Raw genomic sequence first — 21986 nt, 5'->3', positions numbered from 1 at the left:
CTGAACAAGCTTTGCACAAAATGCCAACTTTTAGCGCACGGCTCTCTCCCAAGAGCCATTTCCCTAGACCGAATATAGGAATCGTATTCGGTCTTTTTTTAACTTGTTGTTTTATATGTAATAAAACCTTAAAAATCGAAATCACTCGAATTTTACTCGAATTTTGATATTCGGTCTTTTACAGCATTACGTATTCTTTCCCCCTGGTATCGAGGTATTTACCCGTCATTTTTTCGGATTTATGCCCCAGCAATTTCTGTGCAAATTCCTTCCCCTTTTCCTTCTCGTACAATCGCCCGGCCAGACTCCGGATCTCATGGAATGTCGGCGGATTTTCATCAAATTCCAACTTTGATGCTTTTCGCGTAGCAACGAACTTTTTCGTCAATCCGTCAGGATGCAAAGATCCGTCCAGGCTATTTTTTCTGATGCCGGCGCTGATCATAAAATCTGTGGTACTGGCCAGTCGGCAACGTTCGATCACAGTGCCGAGGTGTAGATTTACCGCTTTTAACTCCAGGTCTAGGGGAAGGGAGATCATTGCTCCCGTTTTTCCTTGTTCAATCTGCAGGCGTCCGTTAACAACCTGATCAAATCGGAACTGGGTCAAATCTTCGCGTCGTTGGCCGGTGATGAGTGCCAGATCCATCGCCAGACCAAACCAAGCTGGCATTGTGGCTGCGGTTTCACGAATGGGGATGTACTGCACCAACTCCAGCCGCTCACGCTTTACCACCACTTTTGCCGCGCGGGTCGGCGCAACAGGGTTGTTATCGATATGGCCTTCTACAATGGCTTCGCGAAAAATGTCAGACAGAACAGATCGCATGGTTGCAGCCATCGTATTTTTGTCTTGGGCTACCCAAAATTCGAGGAATTCAGCGACATGGCGCGTCGTGATTTTTGACAGCACCATACTCCCCATTTTTTCGCTGATAATGGCAATTTGCCCTTTGCGTACCTTGTAAGTGTTCTCGGCCAAGTTTCGACGTTTAAAAATGACGTCGTACCGTTCGACCCAAGAATTTAACGTGTATTCGTGGGTGCCTTTTATTTTCTCCAGCAGTAGAACAGGGGAATAATTCTGTTCGATGTAATGGTTAGCCTCGATCGCCTGTGCAATGGCATCTCGGCGCGCAATTTGCCCCAGTGATATTTCCTTTTTGGTCACAGGATTGCGCCAATAGAAGGATTTGCCTTTCCGACGATAAGTCAGGTTCTTGGGTAATTTCATGTCATACCCTTCCTTTCGCCGTGTCATTGATTACTTTCTCCATAAACGCCAACCTCGCAGGTTGCGGATTTTGCGCATCTTTTATCTTTTTGCCCAAACGAGGATCCTTTGGGTCTATATATATTGCGCCTGGCACTAATCGATATTGCTTCCCATGTTTCTCGGCCGCCGGGTAGAAATTCCCGTTGCGAGCCCAGCGTTGCAAGGTTTGCAGTGTTGGTTTTTTGCCAGGGTATATGTCATTGCACCACTCCTCCAATGTCAGAAATGCAACATGGCCGGTGGTGTCATTTAGTTTTAGGGGACGGCTATTGCACCCCCCCAGGGTCAATTTGTTGGGCATGGTCTTTCCTCGGTTTCATCAGTTGGGCTATAGCGTCGTCGGTCACACGACAAGCCCGGGTTATATCGTCATCGCTGAGCGTCTTTTTCCTGACGCTGGCGGATAGCCGGCCGATCTTGATATCGAAATCAGAGAGTAGGCGGGCGCCTGGTTGCCATCGTTGCATTGCTGTTCCCCGTTGTGTGGTTTCCAGCAATGCTAACGATGGCGGGGTGTTATTTCTGATTAGGCAGAATTGGTTTTTTAAACGCTTCCTTTTCTCGCGTTAGCCGTACACTCTGCGGGAAGTGAAAAGCCAGTTCGCCACGGCTTTCGGCCTCAATGATCCCCGTAGTTCCGTCGGGGAAAGTCACGTGAATGGCGTCGCCTTTAGCCAGGTACATTCTCAGCATGGTGAGTCCTCAGTGTTGGCCCCGTTGCCGGGGCCGGGTGATTACCGCACCTGCAGCGAGCGTTCGCCGATCTCTATGTGCGCTCCAGCGACTTCAACACCATTCTCGATCGCCTCCTTAATGGCTTTTTTATCTGGGGCCGTCAGAACTTGGGTGGTTACCAGTTCATCCGGCAGTAACTCGATATTGTCGATCACTATGCTGGCCACACCTTTGCGCGCGGTAAACGTGTTGGTGGTGGTTTTTAGTGAGTCTTGGCCGCTGGCCAGCAGGCAACTCAACACGTACTTGCGGATCGATTTTGCTCGGTTTTCGAAAGACTTTTTCCGCTCGGTCAGGCGCTTAACTTCTTCATCAACAGTTTTTGCCAACCCTTCCAGATTGCGGACATAAGTAAATGCGCCGTCCAGTTTGTCGCCCAACGCACCCTCTATACCTTCCAGTGTGTCGGCGATCATTTCCGGCGTCAGGTCGTCGGAGGTTTCGATCAGTTCCTGAAACTTAGCGTAATCAGCTGCTAATGCAATGGCGGTAGTGCTCATGATGCTTTCTCCTCAGCGGACAGGGCTGCAATGCGTTCATCTTTCAGTGAGGTCAGGCGGCGCAGGCGGCCAGCTAGGTACTGGGCGTGTTCTTTATCACCCTTGGCATCCGCAGCCTTGCGGTGTGCTTCAATCTCACGGGCGATCGAGGTGTGAACCTTGTTCGCTTCGTTGACAGTTACAGCGCCTTTGAGCGTTTCCGCGACCTTGGTCATGTGCTCATCCAGCTCTTCACGCATGCGGGTCACGCCTTCGGCTTTTTCACTGGCATTCTTGAGCGCGAATTCTGCTTCGTTCTCTTGGCGATACGTCAGATCGTCATACAGGCCAAGGAACACGTCGGCAGAGAAACCAAGCTGTGAGAGGGCTTTTTTGGTGGCATCAGTGAGGGATTTTTTCGGTGCTTCGCCGTCGCTCATTGCACCGTGTTTGCTCTGGTAAATGTACTGCGTACAACCATATGCGAACACCTCGCCAGTCTTACCGTCATGTTTGTACCAAAGGCGGATTTTTACGACGTGGTTCACTTCACACAGGTAGCCGCCAGAGCCGTTTGGAATAATTGCTTTGGCAAAATTGCCATCCTCTTGTTTAACGGACTGCATGATCGGTGCGCCGTTCTCGAAACGTTCCTCGATGATTTCAACGCCCCAATTAATGCCCTGTGGCCCGAATACCTTGGTGGCCTGCATCACCATGTAGGTACCATTGATTGAGGTGCCGCCGCCGTTATTGCTGAAAGCCTTGGTGAACTTGGCATCGGTTTTATAAACACGATTCCAAATCCCAAGATTGTCCTGATCCTCTGCTGGCTGTTCTGCGATTGTTTGCTCAACCTGCGCGGCACGTTGTTGGAAATCGTCGGTTTTCAGTTGTTTCGCCAACGACTCGGCGCGGTCTGCGTTATCTTCTGCGCGCTGCAACTCTGGAGATTTTTCTGCTGGCGCATTGGCATAAACGCCGTAACCCATTTGATCCAGATCTTGCTTGGCTTTCTGCGCCGCCGCATCAGTAACTGGTTGCTGAGCTACTTCCTGTTTTTCACCTTGATTTGAGGTGTTAGCCGTTGCTGGCGCTGGGTTTTCCTGAGGTGCATCAGCGCCGGTCAAGCCGTCAATCGAGAAGCGGCCGCCGCCGAGGTTTTCTACCTCGACACTTTTCTCGGCCTGCTGGCCATAGTTCGCCAACTCAGCGCATGCCGGATGGCCAGCAAGGCGCGTTTTCACAAAGTGCAGGCGCTCTTCGTCGTTATTTACCAATTTGAGATTTTTCAGTCCCTCGGAAACGATCGCGTGCCGGGTATCAGTTTCAACATTCAAAATGCCGATGATCACCCGTAGAGATTTATCCCAGGCGCGCCAGACGGAATCACGAGAAGAGATAATTTCCTTCGCGTTCTTCACGTCTGTCGCTTTTGCTACGGCAGGGTTAACGCCCATGATCGATAGCGCCGTGTGCATGCTGAGAGTGTTGTAATCCGGCACGCCCCCAGTATTTTCGGTGCTGGTGCTGGTGCTGGTGCTGGTGCTGGTGCTGGTGCTCGTCAGCGTCAGGTTGTCCCGTTCGCCTGGCTTATCTACCCACGCCTGAGCAAAGGCCGTTGTGTCAGCCTGTGATGGCATAGCATCGCCAGCGCGCTGGAAGAGGGTAGAGACTAATCGGCTAACAGCCTCAGGGGACATTGCGCCAACTGCGGCCACAGACACAAGCCCATCGATCACAGCACGCATGCCGGTATCGTCTGGTGTTTCATCGTCGTTGATGAAATCGACCGCCATCGACAACTGGCTGTTATCGATCTCAGCGTCGCCATACATCACCACTGCAGTGATTCGGACGTTGGCAGGTTGTGACATTAAATCTACTGGCCCGGCCGGAAATTCTGGTTCAGGCTCTTTCGGTGCCCATACGCTGCCATCGAAAGTGTTCTCTGCGGCGAACTGCTCATCGAATTTGCCGACTACCGGGCGCGGGTGCCCGGGCTGATCTTCGACGGTTTTCGCGTTGAAGAAATTATCGCCGCCCTCTGGGTAGGACTCGTAAAGCTTGCCGGTCGCGATGCTCTCAGCCACACGCTTATTTGGCGCTTCGAGAGCAATCACCAGCGCCACAGCGCCGTTTGTCAGAGCCTTTTTCTTTGGCTCAAAAAGTGAAATATAGATAGGCATTATTGGTCTTTCCTCTGTAAAAATCGGCGCTGGTCAGGCGCCGGGGTGGGTTAAAACTTCTCGCGTGCTACGGCCTTCACGTTGTCGCAATACCAGCTGTACAGCTCATTCTGGCGAAGGCGCAAAGTGTCAGGCGTCGCCATCATTACGGCCATCAGCAGGCGGTCGCGGGTGTCGGCGGCAGTGCCGTCGATATGGGTGAACACCTCGATCGCCTCGTCGGAATAACCGTGCGTCGCAGCAGCTTCGAACTGGTCACGCAGTTCGGCTGCGTCATGGCGTTGCCACAGCTCCAGCTCAGCGCTCAGGTTGTGAGTTTCGATATCCATGACCGCGCCTCAGAATGGGATTTCGTGGGCGTCGATAGGGCAGTGCTCAATGCATAGCAACTGCTGTACCTGATCATCGATCTCGGCGATACGCTTATAGGCTGAGTCAGTCAGTCGGACTTTTTCCAACTGCAGCGCTTCAACCTGTTTGCCGATGATGTCGATCGGTTCTGGCTGGTTAACATCGATATGGATTTGGCGAGTTTCCAGCAGTACGTAACCGCGATAGGAAGACATATCCGCAGTGGAAACCGCGAAGCCTTCTACGTTTGGGTAGGTAGTTACATGAATAAACAGCGTGACGGGTATCTGTAGTGCTTTCATAGCGACTCCTGATATAATCGGAGCTGATCGACAGCTCATTGGGTTGTTGGTCTTTCCTCGATACAGGGTTGGTCCCCTGTATCACTCCCGGTTGCTTTGGTCGGCATCCGGGGTAAAAGAACCCACTTCGGTGGGTTTTTTTACGTCTGGTGGTTGCCGGTCTTTCCCTGCTGTCAGGCTGGTCATGCCGTTGGTCTTTCCTCGATTTGCCCTGTAAAAAATTGCCCCGAGGCTCGGGGCCAAATCTCACACAGCAATGGTTATTCATTTCTTTGCCGCGTATCGCCCGGCTGGCGGAACATTCTGAACAACTGCTGCAGGGTTAGTGCGCTGTTGATGGGGTGAATATTAGTTTTGAGCATATTTAAGGTCAAGATAAAAATAATACTAAAACTAATATTTTTATTAATTATTTGAAAAATAAGAATAAAAAAATCCCGGATAACCGGGACTGGAGGGGTTACTGCTTTCTGGCGGCGAGTAGTTCTTCAAAAAGGCGGTCGAAACCTAAAACTTTTTCTTTTAATTCAGATAAATGCTTTTCTTTTTCACTTTGCGGGAGGCGCTCATACAAATCTAAAAGCTCTGAATACTCAGGTTTGAGCAACCTCCATCCAGGAGCTGAATAATCATCTGAATGGGAGCCAGATCTCCTGATGTAATTCATCATATCAGTCAGATCAGGACGGATAGCCTCCGGTTTGACCCCGAGCAAAGCCGCAAACTTCAGTGTGGCATCAGTATTTAGCGGCATAGTTCCGTTCAGGTAATGGCTGACTGTCGCTTGGGTGCTAAACCCAAGGGCGTCCGCGGCCTTCTCCTGGGTAAGGCGTAAAGTGATTTTTTTCTCGTCCCAAATCTTCTTGAGGCGACTTGCTGCCTCAATTTCAGCAGCGTCAAGCAGGGTTTTCTTTCTCATATAGCCAATGTTATTCGCAAAATTAATTATCAACCAATCGCATTACTATTGACACATTGATATTATTAAAACTAATATTTGTGCAAGCCATAAACACTAGGAGCCGATCATGGATTTAATGTCCTTTCTGAAGGATTCAGGCGTGAAACAGAAAGAATTCGCCGCGCTTGTTGGTAAAACCCAAGGCTATGTAAGCCGTGTGGCCGCTGGAGAATGCTTGTTGGGTGGTCCAGCAGTATTGATCTGGGCTGTAGCAACAAAATTCCAGGTTACCCCACACGACTTGCGGCCAGATATCTATCCCAAACCTACGGATGGTCTACCGGAACAGGCTGCAGCTTAACAACCAACCCCACCGAAATCTGATTAAGTGAAATTGGTTTTCGAAGCGACAGGAGACGCGAAGTGGAACACATCGAAAAACTGAAAAATGAAATTACAGCCTGGGCGGCTGAGAGTGGTCAGGAACATGTGGCCATCGAGATCAGCCGCGCGTGGTTCCAGCTCGGAACTGACGGCGGCCGCGTGCGGCTTTACCCGATTGAAGATTCTGCCGGTACCGCTGATTGGCGTGCGATTAACACCAACCGTCAGGCGATTTTTCGCCACATGCGCAGCGACTCTAAAGCTGCCCGGGCAAAGGTGCAGGAACTGGCCGACGCGATGATCGCGGCAATGCCAGCAGAACGGCGCGCAAGATTGGATGGCCCAACGCCGCAATATTTGCTGTCAGTGGCCATTCGAGAATTTGCCGCGGCAATTATCGCAATTTTGCTTGGTGCCTGTGACACGCCACAACGAATAGCCGGCGCATTAAGCGCCTTGCAGGAAACCCAGCGCCTGACCAGCGCCGCGTAAAACTTTGTACCGAGGAAAGACCAATGCTCAATTCAATCGACCGCATCACATGGCGGAACGGCTACATGCTGAATGGCGCGCCAGTGCACCGCGAAGAAATAGAACCCATTTTTGAAGGTCGGCGCGCAGCTGCGCTGTCGGTCTGGGAACAATACGAGCAGAGCAAGGCCGCACTGCGTCAATTAAACCTATCGCCGGAGCAGTACCAGGACGCGTGCCGCCAGCTTGCCGATGGGCTGGGGATCTAATCATGAGCATGGAATTGATGGTGCGGGCGATGAAAATGAAAGTCGGCAACCCACTGCGTAAATTGGTGTTGTTGAAACTGGCGGATAACGCCAACGATCAGGGTGAGTGCTGGCCAGCAGTTCAGTACATCGCTGAACAATGCGAAATATCCAAACGCTCTGCCCAAAATCACATTCAGCAATTGGTCAAAGATGGCCTGGTGCGCATCGAAGAACGGAAAGCTGAGAACGGTCTAAATCGTTCAAACGTCTACCACCTTGTGCTGAATAGCTATGGTGCAGATGCTGCACCCTATGGTGCAAATCCTGCACCCATGGGTGCATCTGCTGCAGGGGGGAGGGTGCAGGAGCTGCACCCAGAATCAGTCAGTTTAGAACCAGTCATTGAACCAATACCCCCTAACCCCCAAACGGGGGACGACGCTGACGCGCCGGGTAAGCTTCCAAAAGTTAATTATCAGGACGTGGCTGACGCCTACAACGAAATCCTCGGCGACCGTCTGCCGAAGGTGCAGGAACTGAACGAGAAGCGCAAACGCCAAATCAAGCGCCTGCTAGGCGAGCTGCATGAGCCAACCCTCGACGCGGTGAAGGCCTATTTCGAAACCTTCGGTGATGCTGCAGGGCCGTTTTACTTTGGCGACAACAATCGCAGCTGGCGCGCTGGGTTCGATTACCTGCTTCGCTCTGATGTGCTGGTGAAAACCCGAGAGGAGGCGCTATGACCCCGCAGGAGATGGAAGCCACTGTGTTGAGCGGTCTGCTGGTCGGCGGTGCCACCCCTGACGCGCTTGACGTGATCGCCACCATGCCGGAAGAGGCATTCAGCATCCGTTTTCACCGTGAAACCTACAAAGAAATCAAAAAACAGGCACTGACGCACGGTGTGATCGACGTAGTGCTGATCGGTGAATCGCTCGGCGGCGATAGCCTGGCGTCACTGGTGGAAATCAGCCGCATGCCCGGCACGCTGGCTAACTTGAAAGGCTTTGCGAGTCTGGCCACCAAGGGATGGCGCAGCCGCCAGATGGCCGCATTGCTGCAGGAAGGTGCCGACGGTATCCGCAGCGCCAGAAACCAAGAGCAACGCGACACTGTGATCCAGGCGTCAGTAACCAAGCTGATCGAAATGACCGCAGACACGGGCGGGGTGGTGCCGGTGCATCTTGGCGAGCTGCTGGGCGGCTACATGGATTTAATGGATCGCCGCATGAAGGGCGATGCCGAAATGCGCAACCTGTACAGCGGCATTGAGGAGCTGGACGCGATTACCGGCGGTTGGAACCCACAGGATTTAATCGTGGTTGCCGGTCGTCCAGGCATGGGGAAAACCGAGTTTGCTCTGAAAGTTATCGAAGGGGCAACGCGTAGCGGGGGCGGGGCGCTGATTTTCAGCATGGAAATGGCTGCATTGCAGATGGTTGAGCGTTCAGTCGCGGGTGCCGGAAACCTGTCCGTGTCGAAGCTTCGCAAACCTGAATCACTGTGCGATGAAGATTGGGGACGTATCCACTCGGCGCTCGAGGTGCTGAACAACCGCGACATTTGGATTGTTGACGCTACCGACCTGACCGTTGACCAGATCCGCGCCATCACAGAAACCCATAAGCGCCGGTACCCGCACCTGAGCGTGGTGATGGTCGATTACCTTGGCCTGATTGCCAAGCCAAAGGCAGAGCGTAATGACCTGGCCATGGGGCACATTTCCCGCAGCTTGAAAACCATGGCCATGCGCAGCAAAACGCCGGTGTTGGCATTGAGCCAGTTATCTCGGAAAGTTGATGACCGTCCGGTAACAGCCAGACGCCCAACGATGTCCGACCTGAGTGAATCAGGGAAAGTTGAGCAGGACGCCGACAGCATCGTTTTGCTGTACCGCGATGGTGTTTATAACCCGAACGGGCCAGCCGCACGCTTTGCGGAAATCATCGTAGGTAAAAACCGGTTCGGGCCGGGCGGCACGATTTACCAGGAATTTAAAAACGGCCACTTTATCGCTGTCGATCAGGTGGTGGCACAGGAATCCAGTCGTATGCAACAGGAGGCACAACAACCAAAACCGAAAGAACGACGTTATGCGACCAAACCGTTTTAACCAGCGCCTGACCAGCGCTTGAACGAACAAACGAGGAAAGACCAATGACCCATATCAACGAAATGATCCGCGATAAGAGTTTTGTGATGGATGACGGCTGTGATTACGGCCCGGCCATCATGGACAGAATCAACCAGGCGGCTCGCGCACGCTGTCGCGCTCCGTTCTGCCCGCCACCTAAACCCCAACGTGTTGCAAAACCAGTCTGCGAAATGGGGCCAATCGTCAAAATCGGTGACCGTATCAGTTATGGCCGCCGGGTAATGACTGGCGTCTACGAGCTGCAGCGCCTTGGGCGCACCCCTGAAAGCATCGCCCTGATGCTCCGCATGCCTCTCGATCGGGTAGTGCACATCCTTAAGCCTCTAACGGCTGTACGCCGCGAGATACAGCAAAGGGTACTCACACACCACTTCCGTCAGAAAAAGACGTCATGCGCCGTTTGGCTGCCGAATCGAGGGCATAAACGATGGCTGGGCAATCGGATTATCTTCCGCCCGGCCTGCCATTCAATCGAGGCCAGTGGCCGCAGGAATGCCGTGACTTAGAGCAGTACGACCTGCGCGCCAGCGGCCTGATCCGTGACCTGTACGCACGGAAGATCACCCGCACAAAGGTGCTGGTGGCGATTGAAGAGGCACCGGAGCGGTACCGGGAACATTTCAAGGCGCGTCTGAACTACTGGCGCGAACGCAGAGAGGGGAAGGGACAATGACAAAATTTAAGTGTTGGGTGGTGTGTAATCCGTGGGCGGCGGTGTTCTGGTCGCTCGTAATTTTCTGGGTAGCAGTTGCGGCGGCTGTCGCTTTGGCGGTGCTGGCATGACGGAAATAAAAACGCCGGCATTGCGCTATCACGGCGCCAAATTCCGATTGGCACCGTGGATTATTGAGCACCTGCCAGAGCACACCTGCTATGTAGAGCCATTCGGGGGGGCTGCAGGTGTACTGCTTAGAAAAAAACGCAGTTATTCAGAGGTGTATAACGATCTTGATGGTGAAGTGGTGAACTTATTCAAGATCCTCCGCAATCCGATAGATAACGCCAGATTGCGCGTGCTGTGCGCCCTGACACCTTACAGCCGTGAAGAGTTCGATGCTGCTTATGAGCCCACAGAAAACCCGATCGAGCAGGCTCGGCGGATGGTTGTTCGTGCTTGCATGGGATTCGGTTCTGCCGCAGCAGTCGGCGGGCAATCTGGTTTCCGCAGTGACAGTAAGCGGCTATACGCGACGGCATCCCATCTGTGGGCAAGCTACCCAGATAACTTAGCTGCCGTGGGGCGGCGATTTAGCGGGGTAATTATCGAAAACCGGGCGGCCGTTGATGTGATAAAGGCTCACGACTCAGAAAAAACAGCGTTCTTTATTGACCCCCCATACATGCCGGAAACTAGGGTTCAGCGCAATCGCTACTATCGGTTTGAAATGGACGAAGCAGACCATATCGCCTTGTTGGAGGTGATTTTAAAGGTCAAGGGGATGGCCCTCATTTCCGGATACGACAGCAATCTCTACAACGACATGCTTTCCGGGTGGCGAAAAGAGATAAAAGGCGCGCGAATTAGCGCGGGGAGAGGTACGAAAGTTAGAACTGAATGCCTTTGGATCAGTCCGAGTTCCGAAAAAATTTAGAGTTGAAACTGATGTTAATGCTATGTGCGAGCTGCCATTTTGTTGTACGATTTGAGCTAAATATCAAAGAGACACTCATATAATGGATGACGTAGCCTCCTATAATAAAGAGATTTCTTTTGTCTGGTGGAACACTAGTTTATCGCCAGTCACTAAACGTGATAGGTCGAGTGATTTAGAAAAAAATATTGCATTCTCTATGATTGGGGCATTTTTAACAGATCTTAAAGCTGACTGTGTTTGCTTAGGTGAAATCTCTAATAATGACATTGAGTTAATTAAGGGGGTTTGTGAATCCCTAGGTTATGAAATATACAATGGCGTTCGTCCGCTAGGAAGGACATCTTTTGATACTTGTGTAATATTCAATAAATTCAAATTGAAATTGTTGAATGGTAAAGAAATAAGTTCCATGAAGGGTAGCAGTAACCTAAAGGTTGCCCAGCAGATAGATTTTCTAAATTTAACAGATAATACTATTCTTCATGTTTTTTTAAGCCATTGGCCAAGTAGACTATGGTGTGATGAGAATGGAGCTGATAGGCATTACCTTGGTGTCAGGTTGCGAGATGCTATAGATAAATTAAGTATTGATCAGTGTTTGGCCAACGTAATTGTTCTTGGTGACTTTAATGATGAGCCATTTGATAAATCAATATCTGAGCAGCTAATGGCAACAAGGGATCGTTTCTTGGCAGCTAAAAAGAGATATCTTTTCTATAATCCTTTTTGGCGACATATGTGTGTGAATGGAGTCTACAGTCATGATTGCAATACCCCTGGTCATGGAGGGACTTATTATTACAAGAATGATAATAAAAATAGATGGAGAACGTTTGATCAAATTTTGATTTCATCTGCTTTTTTAGGACATACAAATTGGTATCTCAAAGAAAGTGGAATTAAAGTAATTGATATGCCAGGTTATGTTGAATATATTATAAATAGTGATACTTCTTTTGACCATATGCCTGTAATGGCTGTTATTGAGAGGGTTTAAGAATGGCTGATTTTATGGGTTCAATCAATGATGGGTTGAATGCAGCTAGGCAAGCAGAAGTCAATAAAGCTGAAATTAATGATGTTTTCAAAGAACTAAACAACCAGTTGTCTGTAGCAACTGGTGGGAGGGTTTCTTTGGTTAGAACCAAGTTTTATAAAGAAAGTCCAACGGCGTACCACAGCCTTGCAGCAAGCGTGTTAGGGCAAGCAAGGGAAACCTATCCCGGTCTTGGCATATCGCATAATAACTCTGAGCATAAACTGAGCGCTATTGAAGTTGCAAAGTGGGAAATGGATAAAAACGGTTATCCTTGCGTAATAAAAATTGGCTCTAACGAATTGTATTGTGAGGACAAGGGTGCTTTAGAGCAGGGCCTTGCGGCCTTGATGAGAGATCCCGATGTCGGAACGGCTATTCTTAAGTATATGAAATTCGGGCAACAAGAGTGAACTTACCCCACGTGATTAATTGGCAGTCGCGAATTTTGGAGTTTTTTGTTTGGTTTATAACACAACGGCAATAACTGTTTATTTGTACAGTTGCTTGGCTTAATAAGCCTGCAGTACACAATAAAGAGATGGCTAATTGATTGATATTGAAGATTTGGTTAAAGCATTGCCCAACACCGGACGAGTGGTATTTACCTGCGATAATGGCATCATAACTAGCACTCGTATCGTTAAGGGAGACGAGCACATAGCATCATTTAACGCGTTGATTGATTTAGCAAAATCTGCCGGTTATTCGATTGTAAGACCTGATGGAAACGCGCTATAATTAATGGGCTGGACTGAACACCTAGCCCATTCAAATTCTGAGCAACTGCTGCGCCACCGGAGAGAACCCAATGGCGCAGTATTCTTACATCAAAACGGCAGGTGATCTGCTGGTACCCGCGACAAGGGATGCCAGGGATTTTCTGCGTTCCAAAAAGCTCGGCTCTGTTCTATATGCCGACTTCAAACAGGCCCGTAATCCGGTATTTCACCGCAAGCTGTTTTCGCTGCTTAATCTTGGCTTCGACTACTGGCAGCCGATCGGCGGTGCCATATCACCGGCAGATAAAGCACTGGTGAATGGCTACGTCAAATTCCTCGCGTATTACGCTGGTGGTGAAGAAGCATTGCAGGCAGCTGCCGATGAATATCTGGCGGATGTCGCTGAGAAGCGCGCCGGAAATATCAGCGCTGCAAAATCATTCGAAGCGTTTCGCGCTTGGGTAACTATACAGGCCGGCTTCTATACCGAATACCTCATGCCAGACGGCACCACTCGTAGAGAATCCAAATCGATCTCGTTCGCGAAAATGGACGATATCGAGTTTGGCGAGTTTTACAAATCAGTCCTCGATGTGCTTTGGAATTACATCCTGTTCCGCACTTTCCCTGATCAACAATCTGCAGAAAATGCAGCTGCCCAGCTTATGGGGTACACCTCATGAGCAAATTGCGTAAAGAGGCACGCGGACGTGATTGCCAAATCCGGATCCCCGGCTTCTGCAACTTCAACCCAGAAACGACTGTATTGACCCATTACCGCATGGCGGGCACTTGTGGTACAGGAATCAAGTCCGATGATGTGCAGGCAGCTTGGGGATGTAGCGCGTGCCACGATGCTTGCGACGGTAGAACCAAAACAGAATACAGCCGTGAGGAACTTCGACTTTTCCACGCTGAAGGCGTTTTCCGTACCCAGGCTATTTTGCGCAGGGAGGGGAAGCTATGAATACCGACGGACTGAAACTGAATAAAGAACAGGAAGAATGGTTGCAGCCTTGGCTTGAGCGCTGGGGGGCCTGGGTATACACCGGACGCATGGAACGTCGGCAGAGCAGTATCATCGCCGAGTATATGGCCACCGTTGAACCTCGGCACTATCCAGAGCGCCCGATCTGCAACGATGATGATGGCATGTTGATAACCCGAGTTGTTGATCAGCTCTACGCTATCGACCGAAGGGCATTCAGTCTGCTGCTCAGTCGTTATGTTCATGGCTCTTCTGACCGTGCAATTGCCACTTACTATCACGCAGTCGCAAAACCTCGCGCTATGGTTAGACGCAATGGGCAACCTGGATTCCGTCGGCCATCGCATACAACTTGCCGCCGTGAAGTCAGTGAAATATTGGCTGCTGCAGAATATCTGTTGTATCAACCTCTACAAGATGCGTTTATCTCACGCGAACAGGAGCGAAAAAATAAAAAAATGCTGTGAACGTGTTGACATTCATGAGCCAATGAGCCAGTATTTTCACATACACTGCCATTTGTGTGTGCGTGATAAGACAAGAACCCGCCGAGTGCGGGTTTTTTTATGAATTAATGTTCTGCAAGGTTATCGCTTCAAAGGCGCTGTAGCACCCATAACCAAAGAGTATCAAAGAAGCAAGCCCAGCTAATACAGCTAAAATGTTGAATATGTTCCCAGCAATATCCCATTTGCTATCGCTGTCACTATCAGCGGATGCATAGCAATATTGTGCAATATAGGTAATTCCAGTACAAAGTGCAGCAAGCCCAACTCCCGAGCAAAAAAATAGAATCCCATAAGCAAGCTCAGCGACTGCCCCTGCATTCGGATTTTTATTCCAGATATTACCGACGAATGCGAGTAATGCAACTGCAGCACCGCCATTGACGAGCATGCAGGATTTTGACGCATTGGCTCCAGTTGCGATAACGCTACGAAAACTCTCCAAATTAGCATTGGCTATTAACTTCAATCGCTCTATATGAAATTGGTTTGTTGCCTTCAATCTCTCAAGATTTTCTTCGTGGGATTGTGTTTCGTTGTCCTTTAAATCTTTCAGGTAGCCTAGTAGCTTCTCTGTGTCGATAAACTCCGTTCCACCGTCTTTTACAGCCTGAACATCCTCAATGATTGTATCTATAGGGTTATTCATACCTGAACGCCATTTTGTGTGTAATACCCAAATTATATAACAAACGCTCCCCCCTGACATAGGGGACTATTCATTACCCGACAATTGGGACATCCCCGGCAGGGGGAGGACATGAAAATGCCGAACAACCCGCATAGCTGGCCGGATTGGATCGAACTACTACAGGCTGCCATTGAGCGGCCTTTCTTCATTGTAAGAGGCTAATCTATGGACAAGAACGAACCATACTTTTTCAATCCAGGCATGTCACCCGAAGAGCTTGAGCATTGGTTGGGACAGCAAAAATTACACCTAAGCCATTACAATCGGGTGGTGAAAGAAAAAGCCGCGCTATTGTCACGGCTTGAGGAAATTGAAGGTGAAATTGAGTTATTAACTAAGAATGGCATCGAAGGAATACAGCGTTTTCCTTCGGGTCCCAATCCGTTACTGGAAAATCATCAATAGGATGGGCGTATTCAGACAGGTTAAGTTTATCTATAAAATCCTTGGCATCATCAGGGAGTTTGCTTAACTTCATCTCATCTTTGATGACGAACAGGGCATCATTAAAATCTAGCGCTCTAATGACATTGGGCAACCATTTAGTTTTATCGAAAATTAGATGATGAAGAGCTTTCTCCCCTTCCATGGGGTTAAAACTAGTGGCATGCATCTGTCGGTATTGATGCAGAACGCATTCTAAAGTGAATATCTGCAAGGTTCTGAGTTTTACTCTGGTTCCAACGTAATTGTTTGAACCGTAAGTAGCTGACTCTGGAATGGAGCTGTTTTGGCAGATCCTTAGCTTTATCATTTGCCATAAATCTGAATAAGAATTCATTTTAATTATCCCTTATCTGGATTGTTACTTTTGGCGATTTAACAGTATCAGATGCAGGTAGATTCAGCCAGATCGTATCTGGCACCTATTCGAGGCTACGCTTTTGCGTGGTCTTTTTGCATTTCAGCCCCAGCCAACATTCGACACACACTTGGCACACCCCATATCGCCGACTCGTTTACGGCTGGTGGCTGAACCCTATCCATAACCCGGAACCGGGAAAGATCCCCGGAAGGGGGAGGTTATGAAAATGCCCTGGAAGAACGAACCCAACATCTTATCAATGCTGATTGCGTTTGGTATGACCCTGCTGGGTGCAATTGCCAGTTACTCCTTTAAGGTGCTGAACGGCGAGGCCTTCAGCTGGCGGACTTTATTCTTACAGCTGTTCGTATCCATTTTTGCAGGCCTGACAATGGTCATGATAGCTCTTCATTACGAATGGCCATCGGAGATTATGGGTGGCGTGTGCGGTATGGCTGGTTGGTCTGGCGCATCGCTGATCAAGGCGCTTGAGCGTCGTTTCCTTAATAAAGCATCAGGGGAAGCAAATGCAGATTAGCAACAAAGGACGTGACTTCATCAAGGGGTTTGAATCTCTTCGCCTGGTGGCTTATCCGGATCCTGCTACTGGCGGCAAGCCGTGGACGATTGGCTGGGGGCATACTAAGGGGGTTAAGCCTGGCGATCGCATCACACAGGAACAGGCAGAGCAATTTCTCTCTGATGATCTGTCCGTGTTTGAACTGACGGTAAACAGTGCCATCAAGCGCCCAATGACGCAGAACCAGTTCGACGCGATGGTATCGCTGGCGTTCAACATTGGTGGCCCTGAGTTTGTCGGTTCTACCCTGGTGAAAAAATTCAATGCCGGTGATGTGCTGGGGGCAGCTGATCAGTTCCCTCGGTGGAAATTCGGCAAAGGCAAGGTAATGCCTGGGCTGGTAAGACGCCGTGCAGCGGAGCGCGAGACGTTTTTATCATGAATACCTTATTCAGCTTGCGGACGATGGTGCTCGGGCTGCTGGTCGTGGCTCTGATTGTTGCTGGTAGGCTGGCATTTTACTTCCACGCAAATGCTGTAGAGGCTGGTGGGAAGGTTGAACAGCTTCAAAGCGATAACAGCCTGCAGGCGACCACCATTGCTACCCAGGCATTTCAGTTCCAACGCGCCAACGCAATCAGCACCGCTGCAAGCCAGTACGGCATTAATACCGACGCGGCCACCCAGGGGAAAGAAATTGAATACCGGACAATCCTCAAAAATCAGCCTACATGCGATCTGGTTGTGCCTGCCGCTATTGCTGGTGGGTTGCTCGACTACACGCACCGTTTACGTTCCCGCGCAGTGTCAGCCGATACCGGCGACGCTGACTCAACCGGTACTGGCACCACTGCCTCCGGCACGCTGACATATTGTCAGGCGGTATTGTGGATTGATCCGCTGCTGGCGGCGCTCGACAAGGCGAACAACCAACTGCTGGAGATACGGCGGCTTGATGGGGAAAGGCGGAAATGACGGTACTTGATTTCATTTTGATGTGCATAGCGTTTAGCTGGTTCGCAGCACCTCCGCTGGTAATTCTGTTTGGACGAACCTGTTTCATTGGCCTGCATGAGTGGGAAGATGAATGGGTTCAATCCAGCGATTTCGCACTTCCAAGGCCGAGCTCAAAGTGCGCTAGGTGCGGGAAGGTGCATGAAAGTTGAATTTACAAAATTCTGCAAAAGGCATTCACTGAGTGCCAGCATAATTTTCCTCAATGAAAATTTCCGATTCCCACACTTTTATCAATGATGTATAAATAGTGCAGAAATAAGCGGCGGTTGCCTTGTGAGAATGGTACTTACTTACGTTGTTATGGGTGCGGTAGATGGCTACTCTGCATTTCTGTTTAATTTCGCCATGGCTGAAGGAATTGGTTTCATTGCACACTATCTCGTCAATAAGGGGGCATCTATGTCTAAATATTTTATGGAACGCTTTGTGGATTTAAAAAGCAAATTTGGCTGCCGTGGCTTCGGGTTAACCTGCTGATGATCTTGTGAGATTCAAGTGAAAGCCAATTTCTACTAACCGCCTACGGGCGGTTTTTTAATGGGAGCAATTCATGGCAAAACCAACTCAGGAAGAAAGCCATGATAGGCGACCATACCCACCCCTGCAGTTCATTGAGTCACACCAACTAATGCCATACATCGGCCTTATTCCAGCCAACGAAGTTAAAGAGTGGCTTATAAGCCAAATCCTGAATGACACAGGGAGCCTGCACAACCCTGACCACGCACACCTGATAGATACTGATATCCAGTTTATGTGGGCGTCATCTGCATTTGAGAAGAAAGGTCGGTACGTGCTAGGGCAGGCCGAAGAGGTTGCTATGCGTGCAGGTGGTTGGCAGAAGGCCAGAATGGAACAGCAGATGCATGAATGGTTTGGCGAGGTGCCGAAGTTCATTATCACGCTGGCGGCTGATTACTGCTCGCAGTGCTCCGATCTGGAGTTCTGCGCTTTGGTTGAGCCACATTGCCCAGGCTACCGACGAATTCGGAGCGCCGAAATTCAACAAAGAAGGCCAGCCGGTGCTGAAGCTGCGCGGCCACGATGTTGAAGAGTTTGTTGGTGTGGTTCGCCGGTATGGCGCAAGCGTTGAAGTTCAGGAAATGGTTGATGCGGCTAACAAGCCTGCGGAGGTGGCACAGCTAAACATTGCCAGGGCATGCGGTAACTGCATGTTGCGGCTGGCGTAAATATTGGACTGTATTGGACGGATGGTGAAATATGGCTGCATTAAAACCAGACGTAAAAGCCTTCATCATTCAGTCGCTTGCGTGTTTTGATACCCCCTCCCTGGTAGTTGAGTCCGTCCAAAAAGAATTTGGGCTAAAAATTACCCGTCAGCAGGTTGAGTCTCATGACCCGACGAAGGTCAGCGGAAAGGCGCTTGCGAAGAAATGGGTAGAGCTTTTTCACGTCACTCGAGAAAGGTTTCAGACTGAAATTTCTGATATTCCGATCGCTAACAAAGCCTATCGGCTGCGAGTTCTTGATCGTATGGCGACCCGCACTGAATCAATGAAAAACTACGCGTTAGCCGCTCAGATTGTTGAGCAGGCAGCAAAAGAATGCGGTGACGCTTACACGAACAAGCAGAAGTTTGAGCATACCGGTAAAGACGGCGGCCCGATCGAGTCATCAAACATGACACGAGATGAGTATAAGCAGGCTCGACAGGAGATGCTGGAGGATGACGACTGTTGAGCAGCGGAACCAAGCCCGCAAAATAGAATGTGAAGAAGACGGGCTGTATTTCACCCGCTATTTTTTCAAGCAGCGCACTGGCGGCAAGATGATTGTCGCACCACATCACCAAGTAATACAGGACACATTAGACCGAGTGGTGAGTGGCGAAATTACGCGCCTGATAATTAATGTTCCACCTGGTTACACTAAGACAGAAATGGCGACCATCAATATGATGGCTAGAGGGCTGGCGCTGAATAAGCGCGCGCGCTTCATGCATCTGTCTTATTCGCACAACCTTGCATTGCTTAACTCCTCAACCACGCGTGGCATGATCAAATCGAAGCTCTATCAGGCTATGTGGCCTATGGAGTTGCGTGATGATGCAGATAGCAAGGCGATGTGGTGGAACGAGTTCGGCGGTGGGGTGTATGCCTCATCAGCTGCGGGACAGGTTACCGGTTTTCGAGCAGGGCATATGGAACCGGGATTTCAGGGCGCGTTGATTATTGATGACCCTGTAAAGCCTGACGACGCGTACAGCGACATTATACGTGGCGGAGTAAATAACCGCTTTAACGAGACAATTAAGTCACGACTGGCTATCGAAACAACGCCAATGATCGTGATTATGCAACGCATCCATTATAACGATCTAACCGGATACTTGCTGCGCGGCGGAAGTGGTGAGGAGTGGCATCATCTCAACCTTCCCGTAATCACCGATAACAGCAAGAGCTACGCTGAAGTTTACCCAGAAAACACCCACGCCATTCCGATTAACCATGGGCTACCTGATGGCTGGCTGTGGCCGTTCAAACATAACGAATCGCACCGGGTTTCCCTGTTTTCACATCGGCGGACAGCCGAAGCGCAATACATGCAGAATCCGAAGCGATTTAATGCTGAGGGTGCGCTATGGGATGAGGCGATGATAAACGCCGCCCATGAAATGCGTGTAACCCATGAGATTTCTCGAACTGTAGTTGCGATAGACCCACAGGCAACAAACAGCGAAGAAAGCGATGAATCAGGAATTGCAGTCGCTAGCTGTTATGGAAGTGGCGACGAACGGCAATACAGCTTGGATGCTGATTACAGCGGTAAATATTCTCCAAACGGTTGGGCGACTCGAGCCATTGAGGCGTATCACCTGCATGAGGCTGACGCCATTGTGATCGAAACAAACCAGGGCGGTGATATGGCAGAGGAAACTCTGCGTAACGCCGGGTTTAAAGATCGCATCATCCGGGTACATGCCAAAAAAGGGAAATACGCCCGAGCAGAGCCAATTTCTGCTCTTTATGCACAGGGGCGCGTAGCTCATAGAGGGAACCTGTATCAGGTTGAAAATCAGTTCATGGAATATGTGCCAGCGACTGCGAAAAAATCACCTGACCGACTCGATGCAGCTGTTTACGCCCTTACCGAATTATCAGACCCACAATCCATTGGCATGTTGGTGCGCTCGCGCTGACGGAGGAAACCGTGAACGAAAGCCAAATGAAAACAGAACAGCGTGCCGCTAACAGTAAGTATAAAGATAGAGCTGGGAACCTTTCCTTGCTTCTCAGTGGCACCAGTAACACCAAGCGCGAAAGGCTTTATCAAGAGTTTGGTTATCCAGTGGAATTGTGTTTCGACGACTTCTACAGGGCATATAAGCGCAATGCTATCGCGGGTGCAGCAGTAAAACGCATGCTCGACTGCTGGGAGGACTTCCCAGAGGTTTATGAAGGAGATAAAACCAAGGATGCCACTAAGCAAACAGAATGGGACAAGCGCATAGCTAAACTGCTTAAACGCTGCTGGAAACAGATTCGCGGCGCAGACAGGCGAAACTTGGTAGGTCGCTACTCCGCTTTACTGATACAGCTTAAAGGCGCTGGTCGGTGGGATGAGCCAGTAAATACGGGTGCCGTGAAACTACTGAAGGAAAGAGCGCTGGTTCGGTTAATTCCTGCATGGGAAGCCCAGATCGAGCCGATAGCATGGGAAGTTGATGAACAGAGTGAAAACTTCGGCCAGCCTACGATGTACTCGTTTATCGAATTACCAGTGCATGGGCAACGTGACGCCAAGCCAGGGCGGATAATCAACGTCCATCCTGATCGTGTGATCATCCTGGCTGAAGGTGCAGACGATGAGAATCTCGGCTCTGGGACATCGTTGCTTGAATCTGGTTTTAACAATCTGTTGGACATCGAGAAAGTAAGCGGTGGCTCATCAGAAGGTTTCCTGAAGAATGCCAGTCGGCAGTTGAATTACAACTTTAGCGAAAAAACCAATTTTTCGGCACTAGCTAAAGCGCTAGGCGTACCTGAAAACCAGCTTGCAGATGCTCTTGATGAGCAGGCGAAGCGTTTAAACAATAACACTGATGCTGCCAGCTTCATGCAAGCTGGTACTGCTGAGGTGCTATCTGTAACTGCTTCAGACCCTGAGCCAACGTGGAGAACAGCGCTCAGCGCATTCTGTTCTACCGTGCCGATCCCCGTAAAGGTGCTGATTGGGCAAATTACCGGGGAGCGTTCATCTACAGAAGACAATAAGGACTGGGCCCGCACAAGGATGACCAGACGAAATGGCTTTCTGGCAGACACAATCACTGAAATTGTTACTCGCTTCTGGACTATCGGCGTTATAGACCCACCTGTCTCTGATGAAATAACCGTGGAGTGGTCTGATTTACTTGCTCCGAGTGAGGCTGAAAAAATTGCCAACATGGACAAAAAGGCTGATGTAGCGGTTAAAACACAGAATGCATTTGGGCGTTCGGCTGTAACGGAGAACGAGGTTAGGGCGGCTGGCGAAATGCAAGCTATTCCTGGATTTGACTCAGGTGGAGATGATGGCAACAAACAAAATCGACCTGACCCTCTCACTGATGGCGAAGAAACATAAAAGCCCCATCATACCCCGCAATAAA

The 21986-nt window shown here is 49.9% G+C and carries 32 protein-coding genes and 1 pseudogene; 22 read left to right on the top strand and 11 right to left on the bottom strand.

Features of this window, described 5'->3' with window-relative positions:
• Positions 1-178: 178 nt before the first annotated feature.
• The 9 genes from SGR01S_RS13495 to SGR01S_RS13465 form a co-directional block, all read right to left on the bottom strand.
• Positions 179-1261 carry a tyrosine-type recombinase/integrase gene (locus SGR01S_RS13495; protein ID WP_061807706.1) on the bottom strand — a complete coding sequence of 361 codons (1083 nt, stop codon included), beginning with the start codon at positions 1259-1261 and terminating at the stop codon, positions 179-181.
• A complete protein-coding gene (locus tag SGR01S_RS13490; RefSeq protein WP_082797625.1) occupies positions 1236-1577 on the bottom strand; it encodes an excisionase in 342 nt (113 codons plus the stop codon). Before SGR01S_RS13490 ends, SGR01S_RS13495 begins: the two co-directional genes overlap by 26 nt.
• Positions 1543-1743, bottom strand: coding sequence for a hypothetical protein (locus SGR01S_RS24520; RefSeq protein ID WP_073963452.1), 201 nt, complete (start codon positions 1741-1743; stop codon positions 1543-1545). Before SGR01S_RS24520 ends, SGR01S_RS13490 begins: the two co-directional genes overlap by 35 nt.
• A gap of 49 nt (positions 1744-1792) precedes the next feature.
• Complete coding sequence (locus SGR01S_RS24360; protein ID WP_167348757.1) at positions 1793-1969, bottom strand: hypothetical protein; 177 nt, start codon at positions 1967-1969, stop codon at positions 1793-1795.
• A gap of 41 nt (positions 1970-2010) precedes the next feature.
• The gene (locus SGR01S_RS13485) at positions 2011-2511 is read right to left on the bottom strand and encodes a siphovirus Gp157 family protein (RefSeq protein ID WP_061807705.1); all 501 of its coding nucleotides are present in this window, start codon (positions 2509-2511) and stop codon (positions 2011-2013) included.
• Positions 2508-4679, bottom strand: coding sequence for a phage-associated endonuclease (locus SGR01S_RS13480; RefSeq protein WP_061807704.1), 2172 nt, complete (start codon positions 4677-4679; stop codon positions 2508-2510). Before SGR01S_RS13480 ends, SGR01S_RS13485 begins: the two co-directional genes overlap by 4 nt.
• Positions 4680-4729: 50 nt before the next feature.
• On the bottom strand, positions 4730-5008 hold the full coding sequence (locus tag SGR01S_RS13475; RefSeq protein WP_061807703.1) for a hypothetical protein: 279 nt from the start codon (positions 5006-5008) through the stop codon (positions 4730-4732).
• Between the two features lie 9 nt (positions 5009-5017).
• On the bottom strand, positions 5018-5332 hold the full coding sequence (locus SGR01S_RS13470) for a hypothetical protein (RefSeq protein WP_061807702.1): 315 nt from the start codon (positions 5330-5332) through the stop codon (positions 5018-5020).
• A 460-nt stretch (positions 5333-5792) separates the two neighbouring features.
• On the bottom strand, positions 5793-6251 hold the full coding sequence (locus SGR01S_RS13465) for a helix-turn-helix domain-containing protein (RefSeq protein WP_061807762.1): 459 nt from the start codon (positions 6249-6251) through the stop codon (positions 5793-5795).
• Positions 6252-6393: 142 nt separating this feature from the next.
• Between SGR01S_RS13465 and SGR01S_RS13460 the strand changes: the two genes are divergently transcribed.
• The 14 genes from SGR01S_RS13460 to SGR01S_RS13400 all read left to right on the top strand — a co-directional run bounded on the left by SGR01S_RS13460 (position 6394) and on the right by SGR01S_RS13400 (position 14302).
• Positions 6394-6594, top strand: a complete 201-nt coding sequence (locus tag SGR01S_RS13460) for a helix-turn-helix domain-containing protein (RefSeq protein ID WP_255212229.1) — start codon at positions 6394-6396, stop codon at positions 6592-6594.
• A gap of 62 nt (positions 6595-6656) precedes the next feature.
• The gene (locus SGR01S_RS13455; RefSeq protein WP_061807700.1) at positions 6657-7109 is read left to right on the top strand and encodes a toxin YdaT family protein; all 453 of its coding nucleotides are present in this window, start codon (positions 6657-6659) and stop codon (positions 7107-7109) included.
• A gap of 23 nt (positions 7110-7132) precedes the next feature.
• Positions 7133-7357, top strand: a complete 225-nt coding sequence (locus SGR01S_RS13450; RefSeq protein ID WP_061807699.1) for a hypothetical protein — start codon at positions 7133-7135, stop codon at positions 7355-7357.
• A 2-nt stretch (positions 7358-7359) separates the two neighbouring features.
• Complete coding sequence (locus SGR01S_RS23790; protein ID WP_073963451.1) at positions 7360-8082, top strand: helix-turn-helix domain-containing protein; 723 nt, start codon at positions 7360-7362, stop codon at positions 8080-8082.
• Positions 8079-9452, top strand: a complete 1374-nt coding sequence (locus SGR01S_RS13440) for a replicative DNA helicase (RefSeq protein ID WP_061807698.1) — start codon at positions 8079-8081, stop codon at positions 9450-9452. Before SGR01S_RS23790 ends, SGR01S_RS13440 begins: the two co-directional genes overlap by 4 nt.
• A 44-nt stretch (positions 9453-9496) precedes the next feature.
• Positions 9497-10000 (top strand): hypothetical protein, encoded by a 504-nt coding sequence (locus SGR01S_RS23785; protein WP_255212234.1) that lies wholly within the window; start codon positions 9497-9499, stop codon positions 9998-10000.
• A complete protein-coding gene (locus SGR01S_RS13430; RefSeq protein WP_013813289.1) occupies positions 9922-10167 on the top strand; it encodes a hypothetical protein in 246 nt (81 codons plus the stop codon). The genes SGR01S_RS23785 and SGR01S_RS13430 overlap by 79 nt, the downstream gene beginning before the upstream one ends.
• A gap of 106 nt (positions 10168-10273) precedes the next feature.
• Positions 10274-11086, top strand: coding sequence for a DNA adenine methylase (locus tag SGR01S_RS13425; protein WP_061807696.1), 813 nt, complete (start codon positions 10274-10276; stop codon positions 11084-11086).
• 82 nt (positions 11087-11168) lie between these two features.
• Positions 11169-12086, top strand: a complete 918-nt coding sequence (locus SGR01S_RS13420) for an endonuclease/exonuclease/phosphatase family protein (RefSeq protein WP_061807695.1) — start codon at positions 11169-11171, stop codon at positions 12084-12086.
• A gap of 2 nt (positions 12087-12088) precedes the next feature.
• Positions 12089-12538 (top strand): hypothetical protein, encoded by a 450-nt coding sequence (locus SGR01S_RS13415; RefSeq protein WP_061807694.1) that lies wholly within the window; start codon positions 12089-12091, stop codon positions 12536-12538.
• 136 nt (positions 12539-12674) lie between these two features.
• Positions 12675-12866, top strand: coding sequence for a hypothetical protein (locus tag SGR01S_RS23780; RefSeq protein WP_073963450.1), 192 nt, complete (start codon positions 12675-12677; stop codon positions 12864-12866).
• A 70-nt stretch (positions 12867-12936) separates the two neighbouring features.
• Entirely contained in the window at positions 12937-13530 is a 594-nt protein-coding gene (locus SGR01S_RS13410) for a DUF1367 family protein (protein WP_061807693.1), read from the top strand.
• Entirely contained in the window at positions 13527-13814 is a 288-nt protein-coding gene (locus SGR01S_RS13405; RefSeq protein ID WP_061807692.1) for a DUF1364 domain-containing protein, read from the top strand. Before SGR01S_RS13410 ends, SGR01S_RS13405 begins: the two co-directional genes overlap by 4 nt.
• Positions 13811-14302 (top strand): antiterminator Q family protein, encoded by a 492-nt coding sequence (locus tag SGR01S_RS13400; protein ID WP_061807691.1) that lies wholly within the window; start codon positions 13811-13813, stop codon positions 14300-14302. Before SGR01S_RS13405 ends, SGR01S_RS13400 begins: the two co-directional genes overlap by 4 nt.
• A 97-nt stretch (positions 14303-14399) precedes the next feature.
• On the opposite strand, the gene SGR01S_RS13395 is transcribed toward SGR01S_RS13400, so the two are convergent.
• Positions 14400-14990: a hypothetical protein gene (locus tag SGR01S_RS13395; protein WP_061807690.1), complete on the bottom strand. Its 591-nt coding sequence runs from the start codon at positions 14988-14990 to the stop codon at positions 14400-14402.
• A 207-nt stretch (positions 14991-15197) separates the two neighbouring features.
• On the opposite strand from SGR01S_RS13395, the gene SGR01S_RS23775 reads away from it, so the two are divergent.
• Positions 15198-15437 (top strand): hypothetical protein, encoded by a 240-nt coding sequence (locus SGR01S_RS23775; protein WP_073963449.1) that lies wholly within the window; start codon positions 15198-15200, stop codon positions 15435-15437.
• On the opposite strand, the gene SGR01S_RS13390 is transcribed toward SGR01S_RS23775, so the two are convergent.
• Positions 15367-15786, bottom strand: a complete 420-nt coding sequence (locus SGR01S_RS13390; protein ID WP_255212233.1) for an ECs1072 family phage-associated protein — start codon at positions 15784-15786, stop codon at positions 15367-15369. The two genes, SGR01S_RS23775 and SGR01S_RS13390, sit on opposite strands and share 71 nt — an antisense overlap.
• Before the next feature lie 271 nt (positions 15787-16057).
• Between SGR01S_RS13390 and SGR01S_RS13385 the strand changes: the two genes are divergently transcribed.
• From SGR01S_RS13385 to SGR01S_RS13355, 7 genes and pseudogenes are all read left to right on the top strand, one after another.
• Positions 16058-16375, top strand: coding sequence for a phage holin family protein (locus tag SGR01S_RS13385; protein ID WP_061807688.1), 318 nt, complete (start codon positions 16058-16060; stop codon positions 16373-16375).
• Positions 16365-16799, top strand: a complete 435-nt coding sequence (locus SGR01S_RS13380) for a lysozyme (protein WP_061807687.1) — start codon at positions 16365-16367, stop codon at positions 16797-16799. Before SGR01S_RS13385 ends, SGR01S_RS13380 begins: the two co-directional genes overlap by 11 nt.
• Complete coding sequence (locus SGR01S_RS13375) at positions 16796-17332, top strand: hypothetical protein (protein ID WP_061807686.1); 537 nt, start codon at positions 16796-16798, stop codon at positions 17330-17332. Before SGR01S_RS13380 ends, SGR01S_RS13375 begins: the two co-directional genes overlap by 4 nt.
• Positions 17333-17924: 592 nt before the next feature.
• Positions 17925-18564, top strand: a pseudogene (locus SGR01S_RS13370) (putative metallopeptidase).
• A gap of 31 nt (positions 18565-18595) precedes the next feature.
• Positions 18596-19075: a DUF2280 domain-containing protein gene (locus tag SGR01S_RS13365; protein ID WP_061807685.1), complete on the top strand. Its 480-nt coding sequence runs from the start codon at positions 18596-18598 to the stop codon at positions 19073-19075.
• Positions 19062-20534 (top strand): phage terminase large subunit family protein, encoded by a 1473-nt coding sequence (locus tag SGR01S_RS13360; protein ID WP_061807684.1) that lies wholly within the window; start codon positions 19062-19064, stop codon positions 20532-20534. Before SGR01S_RS13365 ends, SGR01S_RS13360 begins: the two co-directional genes overlap by 14 nt.
• Positions 20535-20545: 11 nt before the next feature.
• Positions 20546-21961, top strand: a complete 1416-nt coding sequence (locus tag SGR01S_RS13355; protein WP_061807683.1) for an anti-CBASS protein Acb1 family protein — start codon at positions 20546-20548, stop codon at positions 21959-21961.
• Positions 21962-21986 lie beyond the last annotated feature (25 nt).

The organism is Serratia grimesii NBRC 13537 (assembly GCF_001590905.1).
GTDB lineage: Bacteria > Pseudomonadota > Gammaproteobacteria > Enterobacterales > Enterobacteriaceae > Serratia > Serratia grimesii.
The sequence above is the reverse complement of the archived record's forward strand: the minus strand, read 5'-3'. Positions and strand labels throughout refer to the sequence as shown.